20 protein-coding genes are annotated in these 19960 nt (G+C 63.0%); 10 read left to right on the top strand and 10 right to left on the bottom strand.

Annotated elements, in window-relative coordinates; all coding sequences use genetic code 11:
- Positions 1-48 precede the first annotated feature (48 nt).
- Genes RUH75_RS08915 through bioB form a run of 6 tightly spaced genes read left to right on the top strand, consistent with a single transcriptional unit; the run spans position 49 to position 5470 of the window.
- Entirely contained in the window at positions 49-513 is a 465-nt protein-coding gene (locus tag RUH75_RS08915) for a biotin/lipoyl-containing protein (RefSeq protein ID WP_313804660.1), read from the top strand.
- Entirely contained in the window at positions 513-1880 is a 1368-nt protein-coding gene (locus tag RUH75_RS08910; RefSeq protein ID WP_313804657.1) for an acetyl-CoA carboxylase biotin carboxylase subunit, read from the top strand. The genes RUH75_RS08915 and RUH75_RS08910 overlap by 1 nt, the downstream gene beginning before the upstream one ends.
- Positions 1877-2293, top strand: a complete 417-nt coding sequence (locus RUH75_RS08905) for a hypothetical protein (protein ID WP_313804654.1) — start codon at positions 1877-1879, stop codon at positions 2291-2293. The genes RUH75_RS08910 and RUH75_RS08905 overlap by 4 nt, the downstream gene beginning before the upstream one ends.
- Complete coding sequence (locus RUH75_RS08900) at positions 2293-3714, top strand: 3-hydroxyacyl-CoA dehydrogenase NAD-binding domain-containing protein (RefSeq protein WP_313804651.1); 1422 nt, start codon at positions 2293-2295, stop codon at positions 3712-3714. The genes RUH75_RS08905 and RUH75_RS08900 overlap by 1 nt, the downstream gene beginning before the upstream one ends.
- Positions 3711-4493, top strand: a complete 783-nt coding sequence (locus tag RUH75_RS08895; RefSeq protein ID WP_313804648.1) for an enoyl-CoA hydratase-related protein — start codon at positions 3711-3713, stop codon at positions 4491-4493. The genes RUH75_RS08900 and RUH75_RS08895 overlap by 4 nt, the downstream gene beginning before the upstream one ends.
- Positions 4490-5470 (top strand): biotin synthase BioB, encoded by a 981-nt coding sequence (bioB, locus tag RUH75_RS08890; protein ID WP_313804645.1) that lies wholly within the window; start codon positions 4490-4492, stop codon positions 5468-5470. The genes RUH75_RS08895 and bioB overlap by 4 nt, the downstream gene beginning before the upstream one ends.
- 202 nt (positions 5471-5672) lie before the next feature.
- Here bioB and RUH75_RS08885 read toward each other — a convergent pair whose 3' ends face one another.
- The 9 genes from RUH75_RS08885 to RUH75_RS08845 all read right to left on the bottom strand — a co-directional run bounded on the left by RUH75_RS08885 (position 5673) and on the right by RUH75_RS08845 (position 12141).
- Entirely contained in the window at positions 5673-6464 is a 792-nt protein-coding gene (locus RUH75_RS08885; protein ID WP_313804642.1) for an enoyl-CoA hydratase/isomerase family protein, read from the bottom strand.
- Between the two features lie 15 nt (positions 6465-6479).
- A complete protein-coding gene (locus tag RUH75_RS08880) occupies positions 6480-7118 on the bottom strand; it encodes a 3-oxoacid CoA-transferase subunit B (RefSeq protein WP_313804639.1) in 639 nt (212 codons plus the stop codon).
- Between the two features lie 14 nt (positions 7119-7132).
- Positions 7133-7813: a 3-oxoacid CoA-transferase subunit A gene (locus tag RUH75_RS08875; RefSeq protein WP_313804636.1), complete on the bottom strand. Its 681-nt coding sequence runs from the start codon at positions 7811-7813 to the stop codon at positions 7133-7135.
- Between the two features lie 66 nt (positions 7814-7879).
- Positions 7880-8356, bottom strand: coding sequence for a flavin reductase family protein (locus RUH75_RS08870; protein WP_313804633.1), 477 nt, complete (start codon positions 8354-8356; stop codon positions 7880-7882).
- 209 nt (positions 8357-8565) lie between these two features.
- Positions 8566-8829: a hypothetical protein gene (locus RUH75_RS08865; protein WP_313804630.1), complete on the bottom strand. Its 264-nt coding sequence runs from the start codon at positions 8827-8829 to the stop codon at positions 8566-8568.
- A gap of 169 nt (positions 8830-8998) precedes the next feature.
- Complete coding sequence (locus tag RUH75_RS08860; RefSeq protein ID WP_313804627.1) at positions 8999-10126, bottom strand: cytochrome P450; 1128 nt, start codon at positions 10124-10126, stop codon at positions 8999-9001.
- 89 nt (positions 10127-10215) lie between these two features.
- Positions 10216-10629, bottom strand: coding sequence for a DUF3830 family protein (locus RUH75_RS08855; protein WP_313804624.1), 414 nt, complete (start codon positions 10627-10629; stop codon positions 10216-10218).
- A 14-nt stretch (positions 10630-10643) separates the two neighbouring features.
- Positions 10644-11000, bottom strand: coding sequence for a RidA family protein (locus RUH75_RS08850; RefSeq protein ID WP_313804621.1), 357 nt, complete (start codon positions 10998-11000; stop codon positions 10644-10646).
- 19 nt (positions 11001-11019) lie between these two features.
- The gene (locus RUH75_RS08845) at positions 11020-12141 is read right to left on the bottom strand and encodes a hypothetical protein (RefSeq protein ID WP_313804618.1); all 1122 of its coding nucleotides are present in this window, start codon (positions 12139-12141) and stop codon (positions 11020-11022) included.
- A gap of 142 nt (positions 12142-12283) precedes the next feature.
- Between RUH75_RS08845 and RUH75_RS08840 the strand changes: the two genes are divergently transcribed.
- Genes RUH75_RS08840 through RUH75_RS08830 form a run of 3 tightly spaced genes read left to right on the top strand, consistent with a single transcriptional unit; the run spans position 12284 to position 17849 of the window.
- Positions 12284-15646: an indolepyruvate ferredoxin oxidoreductase family protein gene (locus RUH75_RS08840; protein WP_313804615.1), complete on the top strand. Its 3363-nt coding sequence runs from the start codon at positions 12284-12286 to the stop codon at positions 15644-15646.
- Positions 15647-15693: 47 nt separating this feature from the next.
- Positions 15694-17100 carry a peptide MFS transporter gene (locus tag RUH75_RS08835; protein ID WP_313804612.1) on the top strand — a complete coding sequence of 469 codons (1407 nt, stop codon included), beginning with the start codon at positions 15694-15696 and terminating at the stop codon, positions 17098-17100.
- Positions 17097-17849, top strand: coding sequence for a creatininase family protein (locus tag RUH75_RS08830; protein WP_313804609.1), 753 nt, complete (start codon positions 17097-17099; stop codon positions 17847-17849). Before RUH75_RS08835 ends, RUH75_RS08830 begins: the two co-directional genes overlap by 4 nt.
- 2 nt (positions 17850-17851) lie before the next feature.
- Here RUH75_RS08830 and RUH75_RS08825 read toward each other — a convergent pair whose 3' ends face one another.
- Positions 17852-18535 carry an XRE family transcriptional regulator gene (locus RUH75_RS08825; protein ID WP_313804606.1) on the bottom strand — a complete coding sequence of 228 codons (684 nt, stop codon included), beginning with the start codon at positions 18533-18535 and terminating at the stop codon, positions 17852-17854.
- A gap of 219 nt (positions 18536-18754) precedes the next feature.
- Here RUH75_RS08825 and RUH75_RS08820 point away from each other — a divergent pair, with 219 nt between their 5' ends.
- Positions 18755-19942: an FAD-binding oxidoreductase gene (locus RUH75_RS08820; protein WP_313804603.1), complete on the top strand. Its 1188-nt coding sequence runs from the start codon at positions 18755-18757 to the stop codon at positions 19940-19942.
- Positions 19943-19960 lie beyond the last annotated feature (18 nt).

Raw genomic sequence — 19960 nt, 5'->3', positions numbered from 1 at the left:
CCCTGGCGCGGTAGCCTGAAGGTTGCCGCGCCATCTTTGGATCGACTGATGAACGAGCCATATTTTTCTGCCACCCTGCAAAGCCTGATGGAGGAATTCTCCCGCTCGGGGGTGCGCGAACTGCATTTGCGCAGTGGCGATTTCGAAATCTATCTGTCCAATGACCCCGCCGCGAGGGGACCGGCGGTATCGAGGCTGGCCCCGGTTGCGCGGCCCCTGGCACCGACGGCGGCTGCCCCATCCGTTTCGGCGCCTGCCGCGCTGCCAGAGGATGCGATCATCATTCGCGCGCCCAATCTGGGCACCTTCTATCGCGCGCCCAAACCGGGCGCCGACAATTATGTCGAACTGGGTTCGACCATTTCGGTTGGCGACGAGGTTTGCCTGATCGAAGTGATGAAGCTCTTCACCGCCGTCCGCGTGGAAGAAGCGGGCACGGTCCATGCGATCCTGGCTCCTGATGGCGCGATGGTGGAGGCGGGCCAACCCCTGTTTGCGCTGGTGAGGAACTGATGGCGATCAAGCGACTCTTCATTGCCAATCGTGGCGAAATCGCGCTCCGCATCGTGCGGGCGGCGCAGGCGCTCAATATCGAAACGGTCGTTGCCGTGTCCGATCCCGACCGGGATGGCGCGGCGGCGCGACTGGCGGATCGCGCCATCGTCATCGGTCCCGCATCGGCGGCGAAATCCTATCTCGACCCGCGCCTGATCGTCCATGCGGCGAAGGAAAGCGGCTGCGACGGGCTGCATCCGGGCTATGGCTTCCTGTCCGAACGCGCCATCCTGCCGCGCCTGTGCGCCGACCATGGCATTGCCTTTGTCGGGCCGGAACCGGACGTCATCGATGCGCTGGGCGACAAGCTGCGCGCGCGCGCCATGGCGAGCGCGGCCGGTGTTCCGCTGGTTCCGGGCAGCGATTGCGTCGCCACCGCCGCCGATGCGCGGCGGGAGGGCGACCGGATCGGCTACCCCGTGTTGCTCAAGGCATCGGCGGGCGGCGGCGGGCGCGGCATGGTGATCGCCAACAATGCGGACGAGGCCGAAGCTGGTTTCCACCGCGCATCGGCGGAGGCGATTGCGGCGTTCGGCGACGGCACGCTGTTCATGGAACGCTTCGTTCCCGAGGCGCGCCATGTCGAGGTGCAGCTGATGGGCGACGGCAAGGGCAAGGTGCTGCATTTCGGCGAGCGCGACTGTTCGGTCCAGCGGCGCTACCAAAAGCTGGTCGAGGAAGCGCCCTGCGCCGCCATGCCCGATCCTCTGCGCGAACAGTTGCACGCTTCGGCGGTCGCTCTGGCCGCCAGCGTCCACTATCGCAATGCGGGTACCTGCGAATTTCTGTTCGATGTGAAGCGGCAGGAATTCTACTTCATCGAGGTCAATGCCCGCATCCAGGTCGAACATCCGGTGAGCGAGATGATCGCCGGTTTCGATCTGGTGCAGGAACAGATCCGCATCGCGGGCGGTGCGCCACTGTCGGTCGCGCAGGATGAGGTGAAGCTGTCCGGCCATGCCATCGAATGCCGGATCAATGCCGAGGATGTGGGGAGGGATTTCCTGCCGAGCCCGGGTCGCATCACGCGCTGGCAGCCGCCGGAAGGGGAGGGGATACGCCTCGACAGCCATATGGCAGAGGGTGCGATGATCCCCCCCTTCTACGATTCCATGGTCGGCAAGCTGATCGTGCATGGCAAGGACCGCGCGGACGCCATTGCCAAATTGTCGGCAGCGCTGGACGGCTTCGTCGTGGAGGGCGTGCCGACCACCATCGAACTGCATCGCGCCATCGTGGCGCATCCCGATTTCGTGGAAAACCGCATCCATACCCGCTGGCTGGAACAGGTTCTCCTGCCCGAACGCGCGAAGAGGGTCGCATGATGGACGATGATGCCGTGACGCGCGCGCTCAACGACGCCCGGGCGCTGCTCGATACGCTGCTGGCGAGCGGCTGGCAGGATATGCATGCGGTGTCGGGCAGGACCGAGATTTTCATTGCCCGGACCGGCGGGCGCGCCAATCCTCTGCGCCGGCAGGCGGTGGTTGCTGAAGTGCCGGTGACGGTCGACGGCCCGCAGACCGCCATTGCCACCGAACATGTCTCCACGCTGGTCGATGTCCTGTCGGTCGGCACGCCGGTCGTTGCGGGGCAGAAGGTCGCGACCGTCCGCGTGCTGGAGGAGGAAATGGCGCTGCTGTCCCCTGTCGTTGGACGGGTCGCTGCATCGCCGGTCCAGCCGGGCACGCTTGTTGAGTTTGGGACGACGATCCTCAGCATCGCCGAGGCGGCATGATGACGGGGGCGCTCACGAAGATTGCGATCTGCGGGGCGGGGGCCATGGGTTCCGGCATCGCGCAGGTCGCGGCGCAGGCGGGGGCGGAGGTGATCGTCTTCGATGTTCAGGACCAGGCGCTCGCGGCGGGCGAAAAGCGGATTGCGGCGTCGATCGATACGCTGGTCGCGCGTGGCAAGCTGACGTCCCCTGAAGCGGTGGCTCTTCGGGCGAGAATGACGTGGACGTCGGACCTCGCCCGCCTTGCCGATGCCGAACTGGTGGTCGAGGCGATCGTCGAGGATGCCGTGATCAAGGGCAGGTTGTTCGAACAGCTGGAAGCCATTGTCGCACCGGATGCCATCATCGCCAGCAATACCTCCTCCCTGCCGATTTCGCGGTTGGCGCGGACGCTGAAAAAGCCTGAGCGCTTTGTCGGCATGCATTTCTTCAATCCGGCGACGGCCATGAAGCTGGTCGAGGTGATCGCTGGCGCCGCCACCGATCCGAAGGTAGCCGATGCCGTCTGGCGGACCGCACAGGCATGGGGCAAGGTGGCGATCCTGGTGGCCGATGTGCCCGGCTTCATCGTCAACCGCGTGGCGCGCCCCTTTTATGCGGAGGCGTTCAGCGCGATTGGCGAAGGGGTTGCCGAACCGGCGGTGATCGATGCGCTGTTCCGGTCGGCGGGGTTCCGCATGGGGCCGCTGGAGCTGACCGACCTGATCGGACAGGATGTCAATCTCGCGGTCGCGCGGTCGGTTTATGATTCCTATTTCGGGCGGGTCCGTTTCGTGCCGCAATTGCGTCAGGCCGCGCTGGTCGATGCCGGGTGGCTCGGACGCAAGACGGGAAGGGGGGTCTATCGCTATGATGATGGTGGGCCATCGGCGGTGGTTCCCGAAAGCGCCGGAGCAGCCGTGCTTGCCGAGCATCGGCGCGTGGCACGCCTGTGGAGTGAGGGAGGGGCGGAGGCCTTTGTCGATTGCCAAGGGGTCAAGATCGGCCGGACGCGCGGCATTTCGGCGCGGGCGGAGTCCGTCGCGCTTGGTAAGCCGGTCGCGTTGCTCGACTGGTTCGCGTTGGACGGGGGCGAAGATGTTGGCTTTGCGGCAACCAGCGACGATGCCGATGCCGCCGCGAGGGGCTTCCTTGCGGCATTGGGAAAAACCGGCCATCGCCTTGCCGACCGTCCCGGCCTGATTGTCAGCCGCACGCTGGCGCAGCTTGCCAACGCCGCCGCCGATGCTGTGCTGGAACGGGTGGCGGATGAAACGGGGGTCGATGCCGCGCTGCGTTTCGGCGCCAACTATCCTTTCGGTTCCTTCGCCTGGGCCGACGCGTTTGGCCGCCGTCGCCTTGTGAGCCTGCTCGATGCCATGGCCGGTGAAACGGGCGAGGCGATATACCGCCCCTCCTTCTACCTCAGGAATTTCGCATGACGGGCATTTCCGACATTCTTCTGATTGAGCGGCCGGCGGAGCATGTGCTGCTGCTGCGTCTTAACCGGCCGGAAAAGCGCAATGCTCTCGCCACCGATCTGTTGGCGGCCGTGGCCGACGCGCTGGATCATGCGGCGGCCGACGAAAGCGCGCGCTGTGCCGTGATCACGGGCGCCGACCGCTTCTTTGCCGCTGGCGCCGACATCAACGAACTGGCGTCGCGTGATACCGGCGGCGCGCTCGCTGATCCCCGCCCGGCGATCTGGGCGCGCATCCGGGGCTTTGCCAAGCCATTGATCGCGGCGGTCGAGGGCTGGTCGCTGGGCGCGGGCAATGAACTGGTCATGTGCTGCGATCTCGTGATTGCCGGGCGGAGTGCGCGCTTCGGTCAGCCGGAAACCAATCTGGGCATCATACCGGGCGCGGGCGGAACCGCCACGCTGCCGCGCCTTGTCGGGCGCACGCGGGCGATGAAGATGGTGCTGCTGGGCGATCCGCTGTCGGCGGACGAAGCGATGCAGGCGGGCCTTGTGAGCGATGTCGTCGATGATGGCGGCGCCTTGTCCGCGGCGTTGGCCATGGCGGGCCGGATCGCGGGACGCGCGCCGCTGGCGATGCAGCAGGGCAAGGCGCTGGTGCGCGCTGCCCATGAAACGACGCAGGCCGCGCATCTGATATTGGAACGGCAGGGCTTTGCCGCGCTGTTCGGCACCGCCGACAAGCGCGAGGGCGTCACGGCCTTTTTTGAAAAGCGCGATCCGGTTTGGAGCGGCACATGAATGAGATGACGGCCATTATTGCCCAGGTAACGCCTGACAAGGCTGAGATCGCCCGCCTGTTCGACCTGCCCTTTCTCGATCTGGTGGCGCGCGCCCATGCGGTGCATGTCGAGCATCATCCGCGCAACGCCGTCCAGCTTTCCACCCTGCTGTCGATCAAGACCGGCGGCTGCGCGGAGGATTGCGGTTATTGCAGCCAGTCGGCCCATCACAAGAGCGGCCTGAAGGCGGAAAAACTGATGACCGCCGATGCCGTGGTCGCGGCGGCGCAGGCTGCACGGGACGCGGGGTCCGGCCGCTTCTGCATGGGCGCTGCATGGCGCGAACCCAAGGACAGGGACATGCCCGCGCTGCTCGACATGGTGCGGCGGGTGAAGGCGCTGGGCCTTGAAACCTGCATGACGCTGGGGATGCTGACTGACGGGCAGGCCGAGAGCCTCGCGGAGGCAGGGCTGGATTATTACAACCATAATATCGACACCAGCCCGGACCATTATGACCAGGTGATCACCACCCGCAGCTTTCAGGACCGGCTGGATACGCTGGACCGGGTGCGCGCGGCGGGCATGGCGGTGTGCTGCGGCGGCATATTGGGCATGGGGGAAAGCCGGGAGGACCGCATCGGCTTCCTGCATGCGCTGGCGATGCTGCCGGCCCCGCCCGAAAGCGTGCCGTTGAACGCGCTGGTGCCGATCGCCGGGACGCCGCTGGGTGACATGCTGGCGGATACGCCGATGGCCCGGATCGATGAGATCGAATTTGTGCGAACCGTCGCGGTCGCGCGCATCCTGATGCCGGCCAGCATGATACGCCTGTCGGCCGGGCGCGAGAGCATGAGCGACAGTAGCCAGGCGCTGTGCTTCATGGCCGGGGTCAACTCCATCTTCACGGGCGACCGGCTGCTCACCACCGGCAATAACGGCGCCGACGCCGACGCGCTGCTGTTCGCCCGGCTGGGACTGATGGCAAATCCTTGACCGCCGCCGTCGTGCGAGCGCTTCCGTGAAGAATCGGACCCATAGCGCATCCCTCCATTCCTGGCTGAATAATGCACCAGCAATGCCGGGACTAAACAGCTAGAGCGCGCCGCGTTAAATCAGACGCAGGCCGCGCGCTCTAATTCTTTGTTGTCGCATCGTTTTAAGCGCAAAACCGGTTCCCACTTTTGCGCACGATGCTCTAGTCCTGCTTACGCTTCCTCTTGCCCTTGAGCGCCGCGAGAATGGCTGCTTCGCTTTCCGGCCGTTCGACCAGCGCTGATGACATTTCCTGCGCTTCCAGATAGGCTTCCATCCATTCTGGCCCCTCCTGCATCAGCGAGGCGAGTTTGCGCGCCCGCAACGCCGGCATGCTCTTGCCCGCAATCTCGGTGGCCAGATCCAGTGCCAGCGGTAGCACCGCGGCCCTTGGCACGACATAGTTGAAGAAGCCGGTCGGCTCCAGTTCCCGCGCGGTGAAGGTGCGCCCGGTGTAAACCATCTCCCGCACTTTCGCCTCCGGCATTTTCAGCATGGCGAACATGCCCGCGCTGCCGCCGACAAGGCCGTAATCGACCTCCGGGCAGGCGAACTGGGCATGTTCGCCCGCCACGCGCAGGTCGCACATGCCCGCCAGCATGACGCCCACGCCGATGGCCGCGCCCCGGATGGCGGCGATCATCGGGCGATCGATCTGGTGAAAGCGGGGCAATTGCGCATTGATGAAGCGATAGCGTTCCTTGCGCTTCTCGACCGTCATGCCCTTGAATTCATGTAGATCCGCGCCGCCGCACCATGCGCGTGCGTTGTCGGGAGCGGTGATGACGATGCACTTTATATTGTCGTCGCCCGCCACATGATCGGCGAAGCGACCGATATCCTCATAGACCGACAGGGACACGGCATTGACCGGCGGGCGGGAAAAAGTGGCGATGGCGACGCCATCCTCCCGTACCTCCAGTGCGAAGGAGCCGAAGCTGCGAAGGATGCTCATGCCTGTCCTGCCAATTCACGATGCATGAAGATCAACGCCGGTCAGTTCTTGCAAGCGCGCGAACGTCATGCCCTCCACCATCTCCACGACCCGCGCGCCATCCGGCCCGACGTCGAAGATCGCGACGTCGGTATAGACGCGCGACACGCAGCCGATGCCGGTCAGCGGGTAGCTGCACCGTTCGACCAGTTTGCTTTCGCCGCTTTTGGTCAGCAGGTCCATCATCACGAAAACCTGCTTGGCGCCGATGGCCAGATCCATGGCGCCGCCGACGGCCGGGATCGCGTCGGGCGCGCCGGTATGCCAGTTGGCGAGGTCGCCCTTCACCGAAACCTGAAAGGCGCCTAGCACGCAAATGTCGATATGGCCGCCCCGCATCATCGCGAAGCTGTCGCCATGATGGAAATAGGCCCCGCCCGCCAGCAATGTCACCGGCTGCTTGCCGGCATTGATCAGGTCCCAGTCGACATCTTCCTCGGCCGGCGCGGGTCCCATGCCCAAAAGACCATTCTCGCTCTGAAGGAAAATGTCCCGCTCATGCGGCAGATAATCGGCGACCTTGGTGGGCAGGCCGATGCCCAGATTGACATAGGCGCCCTCGGGAATGTCGCGGGCAACGCGGGCGGCGATTTCGGTACGGTTCAGAGGCTGCATGGCTTGTCCTTGTTTCAAGCGGCTTGCGCGGGGACTGTGCAGCGGACGATTTTCTGCACGAAGATGCCGGGCGTCACGATCGTTTCGGGGTCGAGATCGCCCAGCGGCACGATTTCGCTCACCTGCGCAATGGTGCATTTGGCGGCCATCGCCATGATCGGGCCGAAATTGCGCGCGACCTTGCGATACACCAGATTGCCCCAGCGGTCGCCCGCGCGCGCCTTGATCAGGGCGAAGTCGGCGTGGATGGGATATTCCAGCACATAATGGCGGCCATTGATCTCCCGCGTCTCCTTGCCCTCCGCCAGCAGCGTGCCATAGCCGGTCGGCGTGTAGATGGCGCCCAGACCGGCCCCGGCGGCTTCGATCCGCGCGGCCAGATTACCCTGCGGGACCAGCTCCAGCTCAATTTCCCCCGCCCGATAACGCGCGTCGAAATGATGGGAAGCGGCTTGCCTGGGAAAGGAGCAGATCACCTTCCGCACCCGCCCTGCCTTGATCAGCGCAGCGATGCCGGTTTCGCCAGCCCCGGCATTGTTGCTGATCACGGTGAGGTCGCCGGCGCCATGATCGATCACGGCATCGACCAACTCGCCCGGCATGCCCGCGTCGCCGAAACCGCTGATCATGATGGCGGCGCCGTCCCGCAAATCGCTCACGGCTTCGCGCATGCTCTGTACGATTTTGTCTATCATTCATTCTTCCTGCTGCGGATGGGCTGGACCGTCGAGCCTCAGTTATTTATCCGACAATTAATCGATTTAATTGGGCATGCTTTCGGTCGGCATGGCAGCCCTGGCAAATCGCCCGTCCAGATAAAGCATGGGATGGGCGTCCTCCCGGCTTCTCATATCCTCCACATGGCCGATCAGGATCGTGTGGGTTCCATAATCGTGGGTTTCGTGCAGGCGACATTCAAAGGCAGCTACAGCGGAGCGCAGAAGGGGTTGCCCCTGCGCGCTTGGACTCCAGCATCCCGGAAGGAAGCGGGCGTCCCCATCGAGTCCCCTTTGCGCGGAAAAAATCGCGACCGTTTCGGTTTCGGTTTCATCGAGCAGGTTCAAGCTGAAGGCGCCCGCCCGCAAGATCAGCGGATGCGCGCTGGCCGAACGGTTGACGCAGACAAGCAGCATCGGCGGGTCGGCGCACAGCGATGTCCAAGCGGTCGCCACAAGGCCGGACCGAGCGCCATCTGCCTGCGTGGCGATAATGGCGACAGCGCCGGGAACCCGTCGCATCTGGCTTAAAAATTTCCCCCTTTTGGCTGCCGCTTCGGTGCCTGCTGGGCCGGTTGCGCCAGGCATGATCATCCTCTCAAATGCGATAATATCCGATAAAATGTCGGATATGACTACTCTTTTGCGATCGCTCCTGCAAGAGAAAGCTTGCGCCGGTTGATATGTTGCGTTTCTGGACCGCAAGAAAGGCGAGTCCGCATTTACCCGGCTCAGGAATCTGTAGTTTGCATTAGGGTATGTGGGGCTTCAGCCCATGATGGGCTGCAAATGGCGGCTTTTGCAGCCGACGCCGTCAGCCGCTCTTTGGTCGCGGCCATGCCGCTATCGAGCCAATCGACCCACAGCCGTCCATCGGCGTTGAGCATGATCTCGGAGATATTACCGTCGTCGAGCCACGCCGCGATCGCCGGCCCCAGTGCGCTCTTCAGCATCGCGGTGCCGCGTGCATGAACGATGGCCGAAGGCTGGGTCACTGAGGCTGTCTCCGTTGACTGGCGAGCCGCATCGCGGCGTCGGAGACAGGTGAAAAATGCGAAATCCGGGCGCTTACAACAGCATTCCACGCGTGTCGTAAGGCCGGCAACGGTCGGATAAAATCCCCGTGCTTGATCTCGTAGCGCCCCTGACAGCTCTGCCGACGCATCACCGTATCGCGACGGGCAGTGTGGCCAGCCCTCTAAGGGTGTTGTTGTATCGACGCTCTGGAGACGCCGTCATTTCCATCGATCTGACGCGCCGGGCGAAGGTCGAAAGCAGCGCTTCCGCTTCGAGCTTCGACAAGAGTTGGCCGACACAAGCATGGATGCCTGCGCCAAAGCCGACATGGCCGATGGTCCGACGCATGATGTCATAGCGATCCGGCGCCGCCCATTGACGGGGGTCACGGTTCGCAGCTCCCAGAAACATAAGAACCTTATCGCCGGAATTGACGGCAATCTCTCCCAGCGTCGTATCCCGTGTGGCGGTGCGGAAGAAGGTCTGGACCGGCGACTCCAGGCGGATCGCTTCGTCGAATGCTGCTCTGGCCAACGATGGATCTTGTCGAAGGAGAAGCCATTGATCAGGGGCCTGCAGCAAGCAATGCAGCGTCGCGCCGAGACCGTTGATGGTGGTGTCGAGCCCGGCCTGCAGCAGTGCCCTGACCAGCATGGCCGCCTTTTCGGGAGGCATGGATTTCCGCTCGGCGGCGTCATGCACCATCATGCCCAAACCGCCAGGCTGGAGCATTTCGCGCCGGCCCTGTTGGTCGACCCACGCAAAATTGGCCTTGTCCGCCGATGCCTGGAACAGCGCGTTTCGTGGCCCGAAAGAGTTGAACAGCATGTCGGCATGCGGAAGAAGTTTCTCGCGCCCGTCGCGGCTCATGCCGATGGCGTCGGGGAAGACGCGGAGGGGATAAGCTTCCGCCAGATCCTTGATCCCGTCGAAAGTTCTACGCTCGAGGAGTTCGGAAACCAGCAGGTCTGCCTCCTCAAAAAACCGCTCGCGCAATGTCTTGAGAACGAGCGGCGACAGAACCCTGCTTAATATGTCGCGTGAAACGGAATGTTCGGGCGGGTCGGCTTCAAGGATCAGGCTCGGCAGGCGGAAGCGGCCATGCACCTCGAAGTCTTCCATGCCGACGCCGCGCGCGGACGAAAAGGTCTTCCAGTCCGCCAGGACGGCACGGACCTGCTCGTATCGTGCGACCGCGCCGATATCGTATCGCGACAGCCACACATAGGGACCCGCGTCACGCAGCGCCGCATGACCCGGCAGAGGGGCGTCCATGAATGGAAGCGAGAACGGGTCAAGATCGAGTATTGGCGCACCGGCCGGCGGCGGCCTGTCATAGAGCGCATAACTCGATTTGACAGGCTTCATTGACGCGCTATCCGGACTTCCTGCGCGCCCTTCCAAAGGGTCCGCTTGCCGAGTATCGGCAATTGCTCCAGCCCCTCAATGATCGTCAGGAAATGATTTCCGGCCAACTGGCCCAGCTTGCTGGCGAAGCGCACGCCGCCATACGCCAACAGGATCTCCGTCTCGCTATAGCCGCCGGGATAGAAGATCATTTGACCAGGCGCGGGGTGGCTCGTGGCGTTCTCGAACCCGAAGGGCATTGCTTCATCGCCCATCGGAACCCAGCATGCTTCGCCGCTCCAACGAACATGAATGAATTTGGTGATGTAGGGCAGTCGCGCTTCGAAATAGCTGCACGTCCGCGGCGCCAATTCGCGTTCGAGGCGCCCGACAAAGCGCAGGTCACCGGTCGTGATAAGCACGTTACTCATTATATCCCCCAATCCTATGCCGCGCCGCCTGCGCGGCAACGGGCGATGACTTCGATCTCGATCAGGGCCGAGGGCACCACCAGGTCGCTCACGACTGTCGAGCGAGCGGGTTTGTGGACGCCGAAACAGTCTGCATAGGCAGCATCGAAGGCAGCGAAATCCGAGGCATTCTTGAGCCACACCGTGGCCTTGACGACGTCGTCCAGCGTCAGGCCTTGAGGCCGAAGCACAGCGATGATGTTGGCGAGAACCTGGCGCGTCTGCCCGTCGATATCGGCGGCGGAGATTGTCCGATCGGCGTCGAAGGGCAATTGGCCAGAGAGGAACAGCAGGGAATCGCTTTCGACAGATGCAACTAGATGAGGCGTCATTTACGAACTCCGGTTGATATTATTGCGCTGTCGCCGCTTGCGGCGATCCACCGTGATCGCGCCGTAGCCGCCAGATGCCGACGGTCAGCAGCGGGAAGATGAAAATGGCGATGAACGCGATGGCGAGCCAACGGTAACCATCGGCGATCAGCGCCACGAGGCCGATCCGGTCGGCAACGACGATCGCGCCGAGGAGAATCCCAACCGTAACGGCTGCGCGGGCCTTATTGGACAGTTCCGTGCCACGTCGCTTGGCGTAGGCAAGCGCAATGCGTTGATTGATGGCATGAACCTGCCCCGTGCCGCTTTCAAGAAGCGCGGCGAAGATCATGATCTGGAAAACATAGCGGAACGCGGGAAAGTCGAGGCGAGCCAGCAGGTAGTCCGAAGGCAACGTCTCATTGGCGATCTGCGGATAGAAGGCGCACATCGCCACGAAGAACAGGATCGCGGGCAACATCGCGAGCGGGCCCGAAAGCAGCCCGGCGGCAAGCGCGTCGCGCGAACCGCGCAAGTGGCGCAAGACCGGCAGAATCAGCACCGCGCCCACGGCATTGTAGCCGGCATAGGTTAGGCCGCCGCTAAACCACCCCGGCTGCACCGGCACCTCAAACGCCTTCGCAATGGGCCCGCTAAACCGCGTGAGCGCAAGGAACAGGAACACGGCATAGGTCGCGTAGAGGAAGAACGAGACGTATTTGAAAAGCTGTTCCACCGACTCGTTTCCGAAGGTGGCGAAGACCGTGATTGATCCCGCGAGCAGGAGCGCCCCGATCATCGACGGCCAGCCGAACAAGGCATGTCCGATCGCGCCGGCCGCTGCGGCAAACACCGCCAGGATGAGAATCATGCCCAGGACAAAGGCGATCTCGAATGCCGGCCAGAGCGGCCCGAGGAGGTGGACGAAGAAGGCGCGATAGTCCCGCGCCCCAACCCGTACCGCGATGAGGAAGGTGAGCACACACACCAGGCTCCAGATCGCGGTCACGACGAGCATCCCGAGAATCCCGCCGGCGGGACCGCTCGGCATGAAGAACGTCGCGAGTTCCCGCCCGGTCGCATAGCCGCCGCCGATGACCACCGCCTTGAATGCGAAGCCTGGAAGCAGAAAGCGGCGGAACCAATTCGACCCTGACTCCATCACGCCGCCCTCTCATGCCTTCAGCAAATTCAGAAATTCTCTATAAAAGAAAATATTTTTCTGCAACGGTATATTTCTCCATTTATGAGAATATGACATTGTGTCAACTGCATCACCGCAATTCGGCCCGAAACGAGAATCGATGTCCGCGCTTCCACCCGCAAGTCTCGACGAAAAATATTGGATCGGCACAGGCCGGGCGCTGGTCGCGGGCCGGCAGGTGCTGGTGCGCCTGCCGATCGTCCAACGTGAGCTCGACAAGCGCCGGGGACTCAATACCGCAGGCTATATCAGCGGTTACAGGGGCTCGCCTTTGGGCGGCTATGACGCCGAGCTATGGAAAGCGGCGGAGGCACTTGCCGCGCAGGATGTGGCCTTCGATCCCGGTTTGAACGAGGATCTTGCCCTTACCGCCGTCGCCGGAACCCAGCAGATCGATTTCGTGCCCGGTCGCACGGTCGATGGCGTGTTCGGCATCTGGTATGGCAAGGGACCGGGCGTCGATCGTTCGGGGGACGCGATCAAGCACGCCAATCTGGCGGGCACGTCGCGACTCGGCGGCGTCGTGCTGATCTTCGGCGACGATCATGCTGGAAAGTCGTCGACGACCGCGCATCAAAGCGACCTGACCCTGGCGAGTTGGGGGGTGCCTATCCTTTATCCCGCCACGGTCGCCGAAGTGCTTCCCTTCGGGCTTGCCGCAATCGCGATGTCACGCTTCTCCGGCGCCCTGGTCGGGCTCAAGGTCGTCAACGAAACCGCCGAATCGACCGGCGTGCTCGATCTTTCATTGCCCCCCGACTTCACGTTTCCAGATGTCGCGCTTCCGGATGGAGGGGTGCATGTGCGCCCAGAGTTTCTCGCCATGCAGCGCCAGGAAGCTCGCCTGCTGCAATACAAGCTGCCTCGTGCACAGGCTTTCGCCCGCGCCAACCATCTCGATCGGATATGCTTTGGTGCGGAGGAGCCGAAGCTGCTCATCGCCACGGCGGGCAAAGCCTATTCGGACGTGCTCGACGCGCTGGCCCTGCTGGGCCTGGATGATGGCAAATGTCGCGAACTTGGCATCGGCGTGTACAAGATCGGCTTGATCTACCCGATCGAGCCCGAAGGTCTGATCACCGCAGCATCCGCCGCAGCCGAAATCCTCTTCGTTGAGGAGAAGCAGGCGCATACCGAGATTCAGGCGAAGCAGATTCTCTTCAACCGCACGATACGTCCCGCGATCAGTGGCAAGACCACATCCGACGGCGCACCGCTATTGCCGTCCGATGCGCCGCTCAACGGCAATATCGTCGCGCGGGCGATAGCATCCCGGATCATGGCCGTCCTGCCAGGCGTTCTTGCCGATCTTCAACCGGACCGGGTGATCGGACCCGCGATCGAGCCGCCTGTGCCTGCCATGGGCAGGAGGCCCGCCTTCTGTGCCGGCTGCCCGCACAATGCGTCGACCAAAGTGCCGGTGGGATCGATGGGGGCTACGGGGATCGGGTGCCATGGCATGGCCGTCTTCCATCCGGACCGGAACCCGCTGCCCATGGGCCAGATGGGCGCGGAAGGCGCCAACTGGATCGGGCTCTCCCGCTTCACGACAACATCGCACATCTTCCAGAATCTGGGCGACGGCACCTATAATCATTCGGGCTCCCTCGCGGTACGCGCCGCGGTCCAGGCCGGCGTCAACATCACATTCAAGATCCTGTTCAACGATGCGGTGGCGATGACCGGCGGACAGCCCGTGGAGGGACAACTCTCGGTAAGCGCCATCGTTCGCCAGGTTTCGGCGGAAGGCGTGAAGCGCGTCGTGGTGCTCTCGGAGAATCCCGATCGGTTCGCCGACGAGCCGCTGCCGCCGGGAACGGATCTGCGCCATCGCGACGAACTCGAAGTCGTGCAGCGGTTGCTGCGCGAGCAACCCGGCATCACGGTGCTGATCTACGACCAGGTATGCGCGGCCGAGAAACGCCGACGCCGCAAAAGCGGCAACTTCCCCGATCCCGACAGGCGCGTCTTCATCAACGCGGCGGTATGCGAGGGTTGCGGCGACTGCTCGGTCCAGTCGAATTGCCTGGCTGTCGAGCCGCTCGATACCGAACTGGGTCTTAAGCGCCGCATCGATCAATCAGCCTGCAACAAGGATTTCTCGTGCCAGAAGGGGTTCTGCCCCTCCTTCGTCACGGTCGAGGGGGCCAAGGGGCACATGCGCCCCAGCGCCGATGCCCCGACGGGCGAACTTCCCATGCCGCAAATTCCGGCGATCGCGCAGGTGTTCGACATCCTCATTGCCGGCATCGGTGGCACCGGCGTCGTCACGATCGGCGCCATTCTCGGCATGGCGGCACGGATCGAGCGGCTGGGCGTGAACCTCTTCGACATGACCGGGCTCAGCCAAAAGGGCGGCGCCGTTTTCAGCCATGTCCGCCTGAGCCGGAACCGTGATGCGGTCCTGTCGGCGAAGATCGGGCCGGCGATGTCGGCGACGGTGATCGCCTGCGACATGATCGCGGCCACCCAGCCTGAATGCCTGGAGACGATAGCGCCAGACACGCTGATCGTGGCCAACGGCGACGTGATGGTCACCGCGGCGTTCCAGTCCGATCGGGAGGCGGTCCCTTCGGCAGCCGGGCTGGCGGAAACGCTTGCCCGATCCTGTGAGCGGGAACCGGAAATTTTCCCGGCGACGAAACTCGCCGAACGTCTGTTCGGCGACGCCATCGCGGCCAACATGATGATGCTTGGCTATGCCTGGCAGCGCGGCGGCATTCCGCTCTCGCTCGATGCCATAGAGCAGGCGATCGCGGTCAACGGCAAGGCGGTATCCGCGAACTTGCGGGCCTTTGCCGCGGGGCGATCGGCCGCGCTGACAGAGGTGGCGACGGCGGCAGACGCGCTGGACGTGGATGCCTTCATAGCGGCTCGCATCGTCGACCTCTCGGCATATTGGAACCGCGCCTACGCAAAGCGGTATGCGGACCTGCTGACGGCAACCCGCCGCGCCGCGGATGGCCTGGAAGCGGGCGAGGCGCTGGTCTGGGCCGTCGCGCGCGGCGCGTACCAGCTGATGGCATACAAGGACGAATATGAGGTTGCCCGCCTCTATTCCGATGGGCGGTTCCGCGACGCGCTGGCGCATGAATTTGGCAGCTACCGGGCGATCAAGGTGCATCTCTCGCCCCCGCTGCTTGCTCGCCGCGATCCCAACACCGGCCGGCCGCGCAAGTACGCCTTCGGGTCCTGGATTTTTCCGGTGTTCAGGTTTCTCGCATCGCTTCGATGGCTTCGCGAAACGCCATTGGACATCTTCGGCCGATCGCTCGACCGGCGGATCGAGTGCGAACTGCGCGATGCGTATCTGGCGGCGGTTGGCCGTCGCATCGATGATCTCGCTGCGCAGGATGTGGCCGCGGTGATCGAGCTTGCGAACGCGCCCCTCGCGGTCCGTGGCTTCGGCCCCGTCAAGGAAAGCGCCGCGCGGGCGCTTCTCAAGCGATTGGCGACGCAATGAACCGCCGCTTCGTCTCCTTGGCGACCAGCATGACAGAGTCCTGATCCATGGCGACCACCACCACTTCGCAGACGAATATCCTGGGCCATCCGCGCGGTCTTGTCGTGTTGGCTGGGACGGAATTGTGGGACCGGATCTCGTTCAGCGGCATGCAGGCGATTCTGGTCCTCTACATGGTCGAGCAGTTGTTCGCGCCGGGACACCCCGCTAACGTCGCCGGCTTTGCCTGGGTCAAGGCGGCGATCGAAGGCGTTTTCGACGACCTCACCACCCAGGGCCTGGCCACGCAGATATTCGGACTGTATGTCGGGTTCAGCTATCTCACTCCCTTGTTCGGCGGCCTGGTCGGCGATCGCTGGCTTGGCAGGAGGCGCGCCGTGATGCTGGGCGCGCTCTTGATGACCGCCGGCCATTTCTGCATGGCCTTCGAGGCGAGCTTCCTGCTCGCGCTGGCGCTGATCATCCTGGGCGCGGGCTTTCTGCGCGGCAATCTCGCGCCGCAGGTGGCGGAGCTGTACGCCCCCGAGGACAGCCGCCGCGCCACCGCCTTCCAGGTCTATGCCAGCATGGTTGCGATCGGCGCGTTCGTCTCGCCGCTCATCACGGGCTGGCTCAGCCAGGCATATGACTGGCATGTCGCATTCACCTTTGCCGGCTTCGGCATGCTTGCCGGGTTGATCTGGTACGCTGCGGGCCAGTCATTTCTGCCGCCGGGAGACGTCGTCGTTGCGCAGAGCGCGTCGGAGCCGCTGACCAAGCGGGAATGGCGCGCGCTCCTCGCCCTCGCTTCCCTCGTACCGTTCTGCACCCTGTTCTGGGTGGCACAGGCCCAGATCTGGAACAGCTATAATCTGTGGGTGCGCGATCATGTCGATCTCGCGGTCGGCGGATGGACCGTGCCGGTGCCCTGGCTTCAGGCGTTCGACGGGCTTTCCCCCTTGCTCGCCCTGCCCCTGCTGCTGCTGTGGTGGAAAAGGCGCGAGCAGGCCGGGGTCAGGTCCGACGAGATCGTACGCATGGCGATAGGGTGTTTCATCTTCGCGGCGGGGGTATTGTTGCTGGCCGCGAGCGACAGGGTAGTGAACGATCAGGGCAAGGTGCTGCTGATCATGCCGATCGCGTTCCACCTCATATCCAATGTCGGCTGGCTCTATTTCTCACCCAACGCCAACTCGCTGTTTACCGGAGCTGCACCCCGGGGAACCCGCGGTACGATGGTCGGCATCTACACGCTGTCATATTTCTTCGGGAGCGTGATCAGCGGCCGGTTGGGCTCGCTGTACGAACATTGGCCTCCGGCGGATTTCTGGCTGCTCCACGCTGCCCTGGTCGGCGCGGCCGGCGTCGCGCTCATGGGCGTCGCATCATGGGTGCATCGCATGACGCGGAGGGCAACGTCGGATGGCCCGGTCGGGAGCGAGCTGGCCGGCCCGCTGCCGGAGCCGATTGCATGATCCTGCACCTGTCCACCTGGCCCGAGATAGAGGCCCAGCTTCGCCGCTCGCGAACGATCGTCATTCCGATCGGTTCGACCGAACAACACGGGCCGACCGGCTTGTTGGGAACTGACTGGCTTTGCCCGGAAATCATCGCACACCGCGCCCAGGCGAGTTGTGCCGGGATACTCGTTGGTCCGACCTTCAATATCGGCATGGCGCAGCACCATCTGGGCTTTCCCGGGACGATATCGCTGCGCCCGTCGACGATGATCCTCGCGTTGCGCGACTGGGTTGCCTCCCTCTCATTGCACGGGTTTGAAAAGATCTATTTTCTGAACGGTCACGGTGGCAACATCCCCACGATCGAGGCCGCTTTTTCCGAAATCTATGCCGAGGCAAGCTATGTGCGGCACCGTGCGGGCCTGGCGTTGATTCTCCGCAACTGGTGGCAACTGCCCGGGGTGGAAGCACTGGCGCGTCGGCAATTTCCCAGGGGCCATGGCAGCCATGCCGAACCCTCCGAGATCGCAGTGACCCAGGCGGTTTATCCGGACTCGATCAAGATCGCCGAATGCAAACCGCGTATCGCGCCGACGGGTCCCATTCGCGACGCTGTGGATTTCCGCGCTCGCCATCCTGACGGACGCATGGGATCAAATCCGCTGCAGGCAACCGCCGGCCATGGCGAGGAATTGATCGCGCTGGCCGCGGAAGGCCTGGCGGCGGAGGTCGAGAGGCTGGCGGCGGCAACCGGCCGGGGCTGAATTCAGCTCTTCGGTTTGCGGGAAACGACGGGCCTGGCCTTCTTCCCGTTGCGGCTGGACGCTGCCTCCGGTTGGACATTTTCCACCGTGCTGATCAGCTTGGATTCATCGCCTGAACAGATACACAGCACTCGGAGCGGCTCCTCGCCCACCGAAATATAGGCGTGACCCATCCCGCTGTCGAAATAGATCGAATCGCCCGCTTCCAGAATCGCGGGAGCGTATAGTTCGGTGTGGAACTCCAGTGTCCCTTCAAGGACATAGCAGAACTCCTCGCCCTGATGGCGGATCATCTCGCCGAACTCCTCGATCGAGGTCGCGAAACCTTCACCATAGATCGGCACAAACCGCTTGTTGAGCAGATCGGTTGCAAGGAAACGGTTCAGATAGGACCGCGTTCTGATGTTGCGCCCTTCGCCCTTCCGAATGATGCTGCGCCGTCCGCTGGAGGTGATCTGCGACCCGCCCGGATCCTCGCCGGCACCGGCAAAGAAAATGCCGATATCGACGTCCAGCCCCTTACTGATTCGGGCCAGCTTGTCATAGCTCAACGAGACTTGACCCTTCTCGATCTTCGAAAGCGTCGAAATGGGGAAGCCTGTGCGTTCCGAAACGTTCGCCAGGGTCCACCCGCGTTGCGCCCGAAGTCGTTTGAGGATGGTTCCGGGTTGGGCTTCGTCGCTCATATTGCAATTGCTCGGTTGATAGGGATGTGCCCTGATCGCCAATTTTCTCCCAACTGGCAAATCTTTCCGTCAGTACGCTTGGCGCGCGCCTCGTGAGCAATGCGGCTTTCGCACACCAACCGTCCAGATATCGTCCATACCGAGAAAATTCCCCATGACATATAATTTTTATGTGTTTATGATAATTTTATATCGATTCCAGGTAGGTTGCATCGATTCATGAGCGACAAAGATTTCGACATTCTGGTTATCGGCGGAGGGATCGCGGGAACCGCGCTCGCCGCCCAAGTCGCCGGCTGCAAGCGGGTCGCCGTTTTGGAAATGGAGGCGCAACCCGGCTATCATTCGACAGGACGCTCCGCCGCGCTCTTTGCGGAAACTTACGGCAACCCGATCATACGGTCTTTGACTCGTGCGAGTCGGGACTTCTTCTTTTCGCCGCCGCCGGAATTTACCCAGGACCGATTGGTAGCGCCTCGCAGGGTGATGATTTTTGGATGCGAGGAAAAGCGAGAGGCATTCGAGACGTATATCGCTGCGGAGCTGCCAGGCTCCAATCTCGACTTGATCGATGCGGCAGCCGCGCTCGCGCTTTGTCCCGTCTTAAAACCGGAAGGACTGCTCGGCGCGGTCGTCGATTCCGCGTCGGCCGATATCGAGGTTCACACGCTGCACCAAGCCTATGTCGGCCAATTGAAGCGGAATGGCGGACTGCTCGTTCTCAGCGCTCGGGTCGAAGCGATCAGCTATGATTGGGGGACGCGGCGCTGGAGCGTGCAAACGTCGGCAGGATGCTATCGTGCATCGATCCTTGCGAACGCGGCGGGTGCGTGGGCGGATCATATAGCGAGCCTGGCGGGAATAAGGCCGGTCGGCCTCGAACCGCGCCGTCGGACGGCGGCCCTTGTTGATGTGCCGGAGGGCTTGGACGCCCATGATTGGCCGATGATCCTCGATGCCGAGGAATCGTTCTACATGAAGCCCGATGCGGGCTTGATGCTGATCTCGCCGGCGGACGAGACGCTGTCCGAGCCCGAGGATGCCCAGCCGGAAGAACTCGACATCGCGATCGCCGTGGATCGGGTCGAGACATACACGACCATCGAAGTGCGGCGCATCAAGAGCAAATGGGCGGGGCTTCGGACCTTCGTGAAGGATCGGTCACCGGTTGTTGGGTTCGATCCAAGCCAGCACAGCTTTTTCTGGATGGCGGCCCTAGGAGGGTATGGGATTCAAACGGCTCCGGCGCTTAGCAGTCTCGCAGCGAAGCTTCTCCTTAAGTTGTCGGTGAGTGCTGATCTGGAAGCGATGAAAATCGAGGAAAATGATTTTTCGCCCGCGCGCCTTTTTCGTGCGCTCGCACCGATCGGACAAGACCGATTCAAGCAGAACAAAATAACGGGGTAATAACTGAGCAATTTTAAC

It is taken from the genome of Sphingobium sp. (assembly GCF_032153725.1).
In the GTDB taxonomy this organism is placed as follows: Bacteria; Pseudomonadota; Alphaproteobacteria; order Sphingomonadales; family Sphingomonadaceae; genus Sphingobium.
Note: the sequence above shows the minus strand (reverse complement) of the source record. Positions and strands in the feature narration are given on the sequence as shown.

Bases quoted from the DNA above. Each gene is read 5' to 3' on its own strand.
- RUH75_RS08915 (WP_313804660.1), top strand. From the start codon at position 49: ATGAACGAGCCATATTTTTCTGCCACCCTGCAAAGCCTGATGGAGGAA.
- RUH75_RS08910 (WP_313804657.1), top strand. From the start codon at position 513: ATGGCGATCAAGCGACTCTTCATTGCCAATCGTGGCGAAATCGCGCTC.
- RUH75_RS08905 (WP_313804654.1), top strand. From the start codon at position 1,877: ATGATGGACGATGATGCCGTGACGCGCGCGCTCAACGACGCCCGGGCG.
- RUH75_RS08900 (WP_313804651.1), top strand. From the start codon at position 2,293: ATGACGGGGGCGCTCACGAAGATTGCGATCTGCGGGGCGGGGGCCATG.
- RUH75_RS08895 (WP_313804648.1), top strand. From the start codon at position 3,711: ATGACGGGCATTTCCGACATTCTTCTGATTGAGCGGCCGGCGGAGCAT.
- bioB (WP_313804645.1), top strand. From the start codon at position 4,490: ATGAATGAGATGACGGCCATTATTGCCCAGGTAACGCCTGACAAGGCT.
- RUH75_RS08885 (WP_313804642.1), bottom strand. From the start codon at position 6,464: ATGAGCATCCTTCGCAGCTTCGGCTCCTTCGCACTGGAGGTACGGGAG.
- RUH75_RS08880 (WP_313804639.1), bottom strand. From the start codon at position 7,118: ATGCAGCCTCTGAACCGTACCGAAATCGCCGCCCGCGTTGCCCGCGAC.
- RUH75_RS08875 (WP_313804636.1), bottom strand. From the start codon at position 7,813: ATGATAGACAAAATCGTACAGAGCATGCGCGAAGCCGTGAGCGATTTG.
- RUH75_RS08870 (WP_313804633.1), bottom strand. From the start codon at position 8,356: ATGCGACGGGTTCCCGGCGCTGTCGCCATTATCGCCACGCAGGCAGAT.
- RUH75_RS08860 (WP_313804627.1), bottom strand. From the start codon at position 10,126: ATGGACGCCCCTCTGCCGGGTCATGCGGCGCTGCGTGACGCGGGTCCC.
- RUH75_RS08855 (WP_313804624.1), bottom strand. From the start codon at position 10,629: ATGAGTAACGTGCTTATCACGACCGGTGACCTGCGCTTTGTCGGGCGC.
- RUH75_RS08850 (WP_313804621.1), bottom strand. From the start codon at position 11,000: ATGACGCCTCATCTAGTTGCATCTGTCGAAAGCGATTCCCTGCTGTTC.
- RUH75_RS08845 (WP_313804618.1), bottom strand. From the start codon at position 12,141: ATGGAGTCAGGGTCGAATTGGTTCCGCCGCTTTCTGCTTCCAGGCTTC.
- RUH75_RS08840 (WP_313804615.1), top strand. From the start codon at position 12,284: ATGTCCGCGCTTCCACCCGCAAGTCTCGACGAAAAATATTGGATCGGC.
- RUH75_RS08835 (WP_313804612.1), top strand. From the start codon at position 15,694: ATGGCGACCACCACCACTTCGCAGACGAATATCCTGGGCCATCCGCGC.
- RUH75_RS08830 (WP_313804609.1), top strand. From the start codon at position 17,097: ATGATCCTGCACCTGTCCACCTGGCCCGAGATAGAGGCCCAGCTTCGC.
- RUH75_RS08825 (WP_313804606.1), bottom strand. From the start codon at position 18,535: ATGAGCGACGAAGCCCAACCCGGAACCATCCTCAAACGACTTCGGGCG.
- RUH75_RS08820 (WP_313804603.1), top strand. From the start codon at position 18,755: ATGAGCGACAAAGATTTCGACATTCTGGTTATCGGCGGAGGGATCGCG.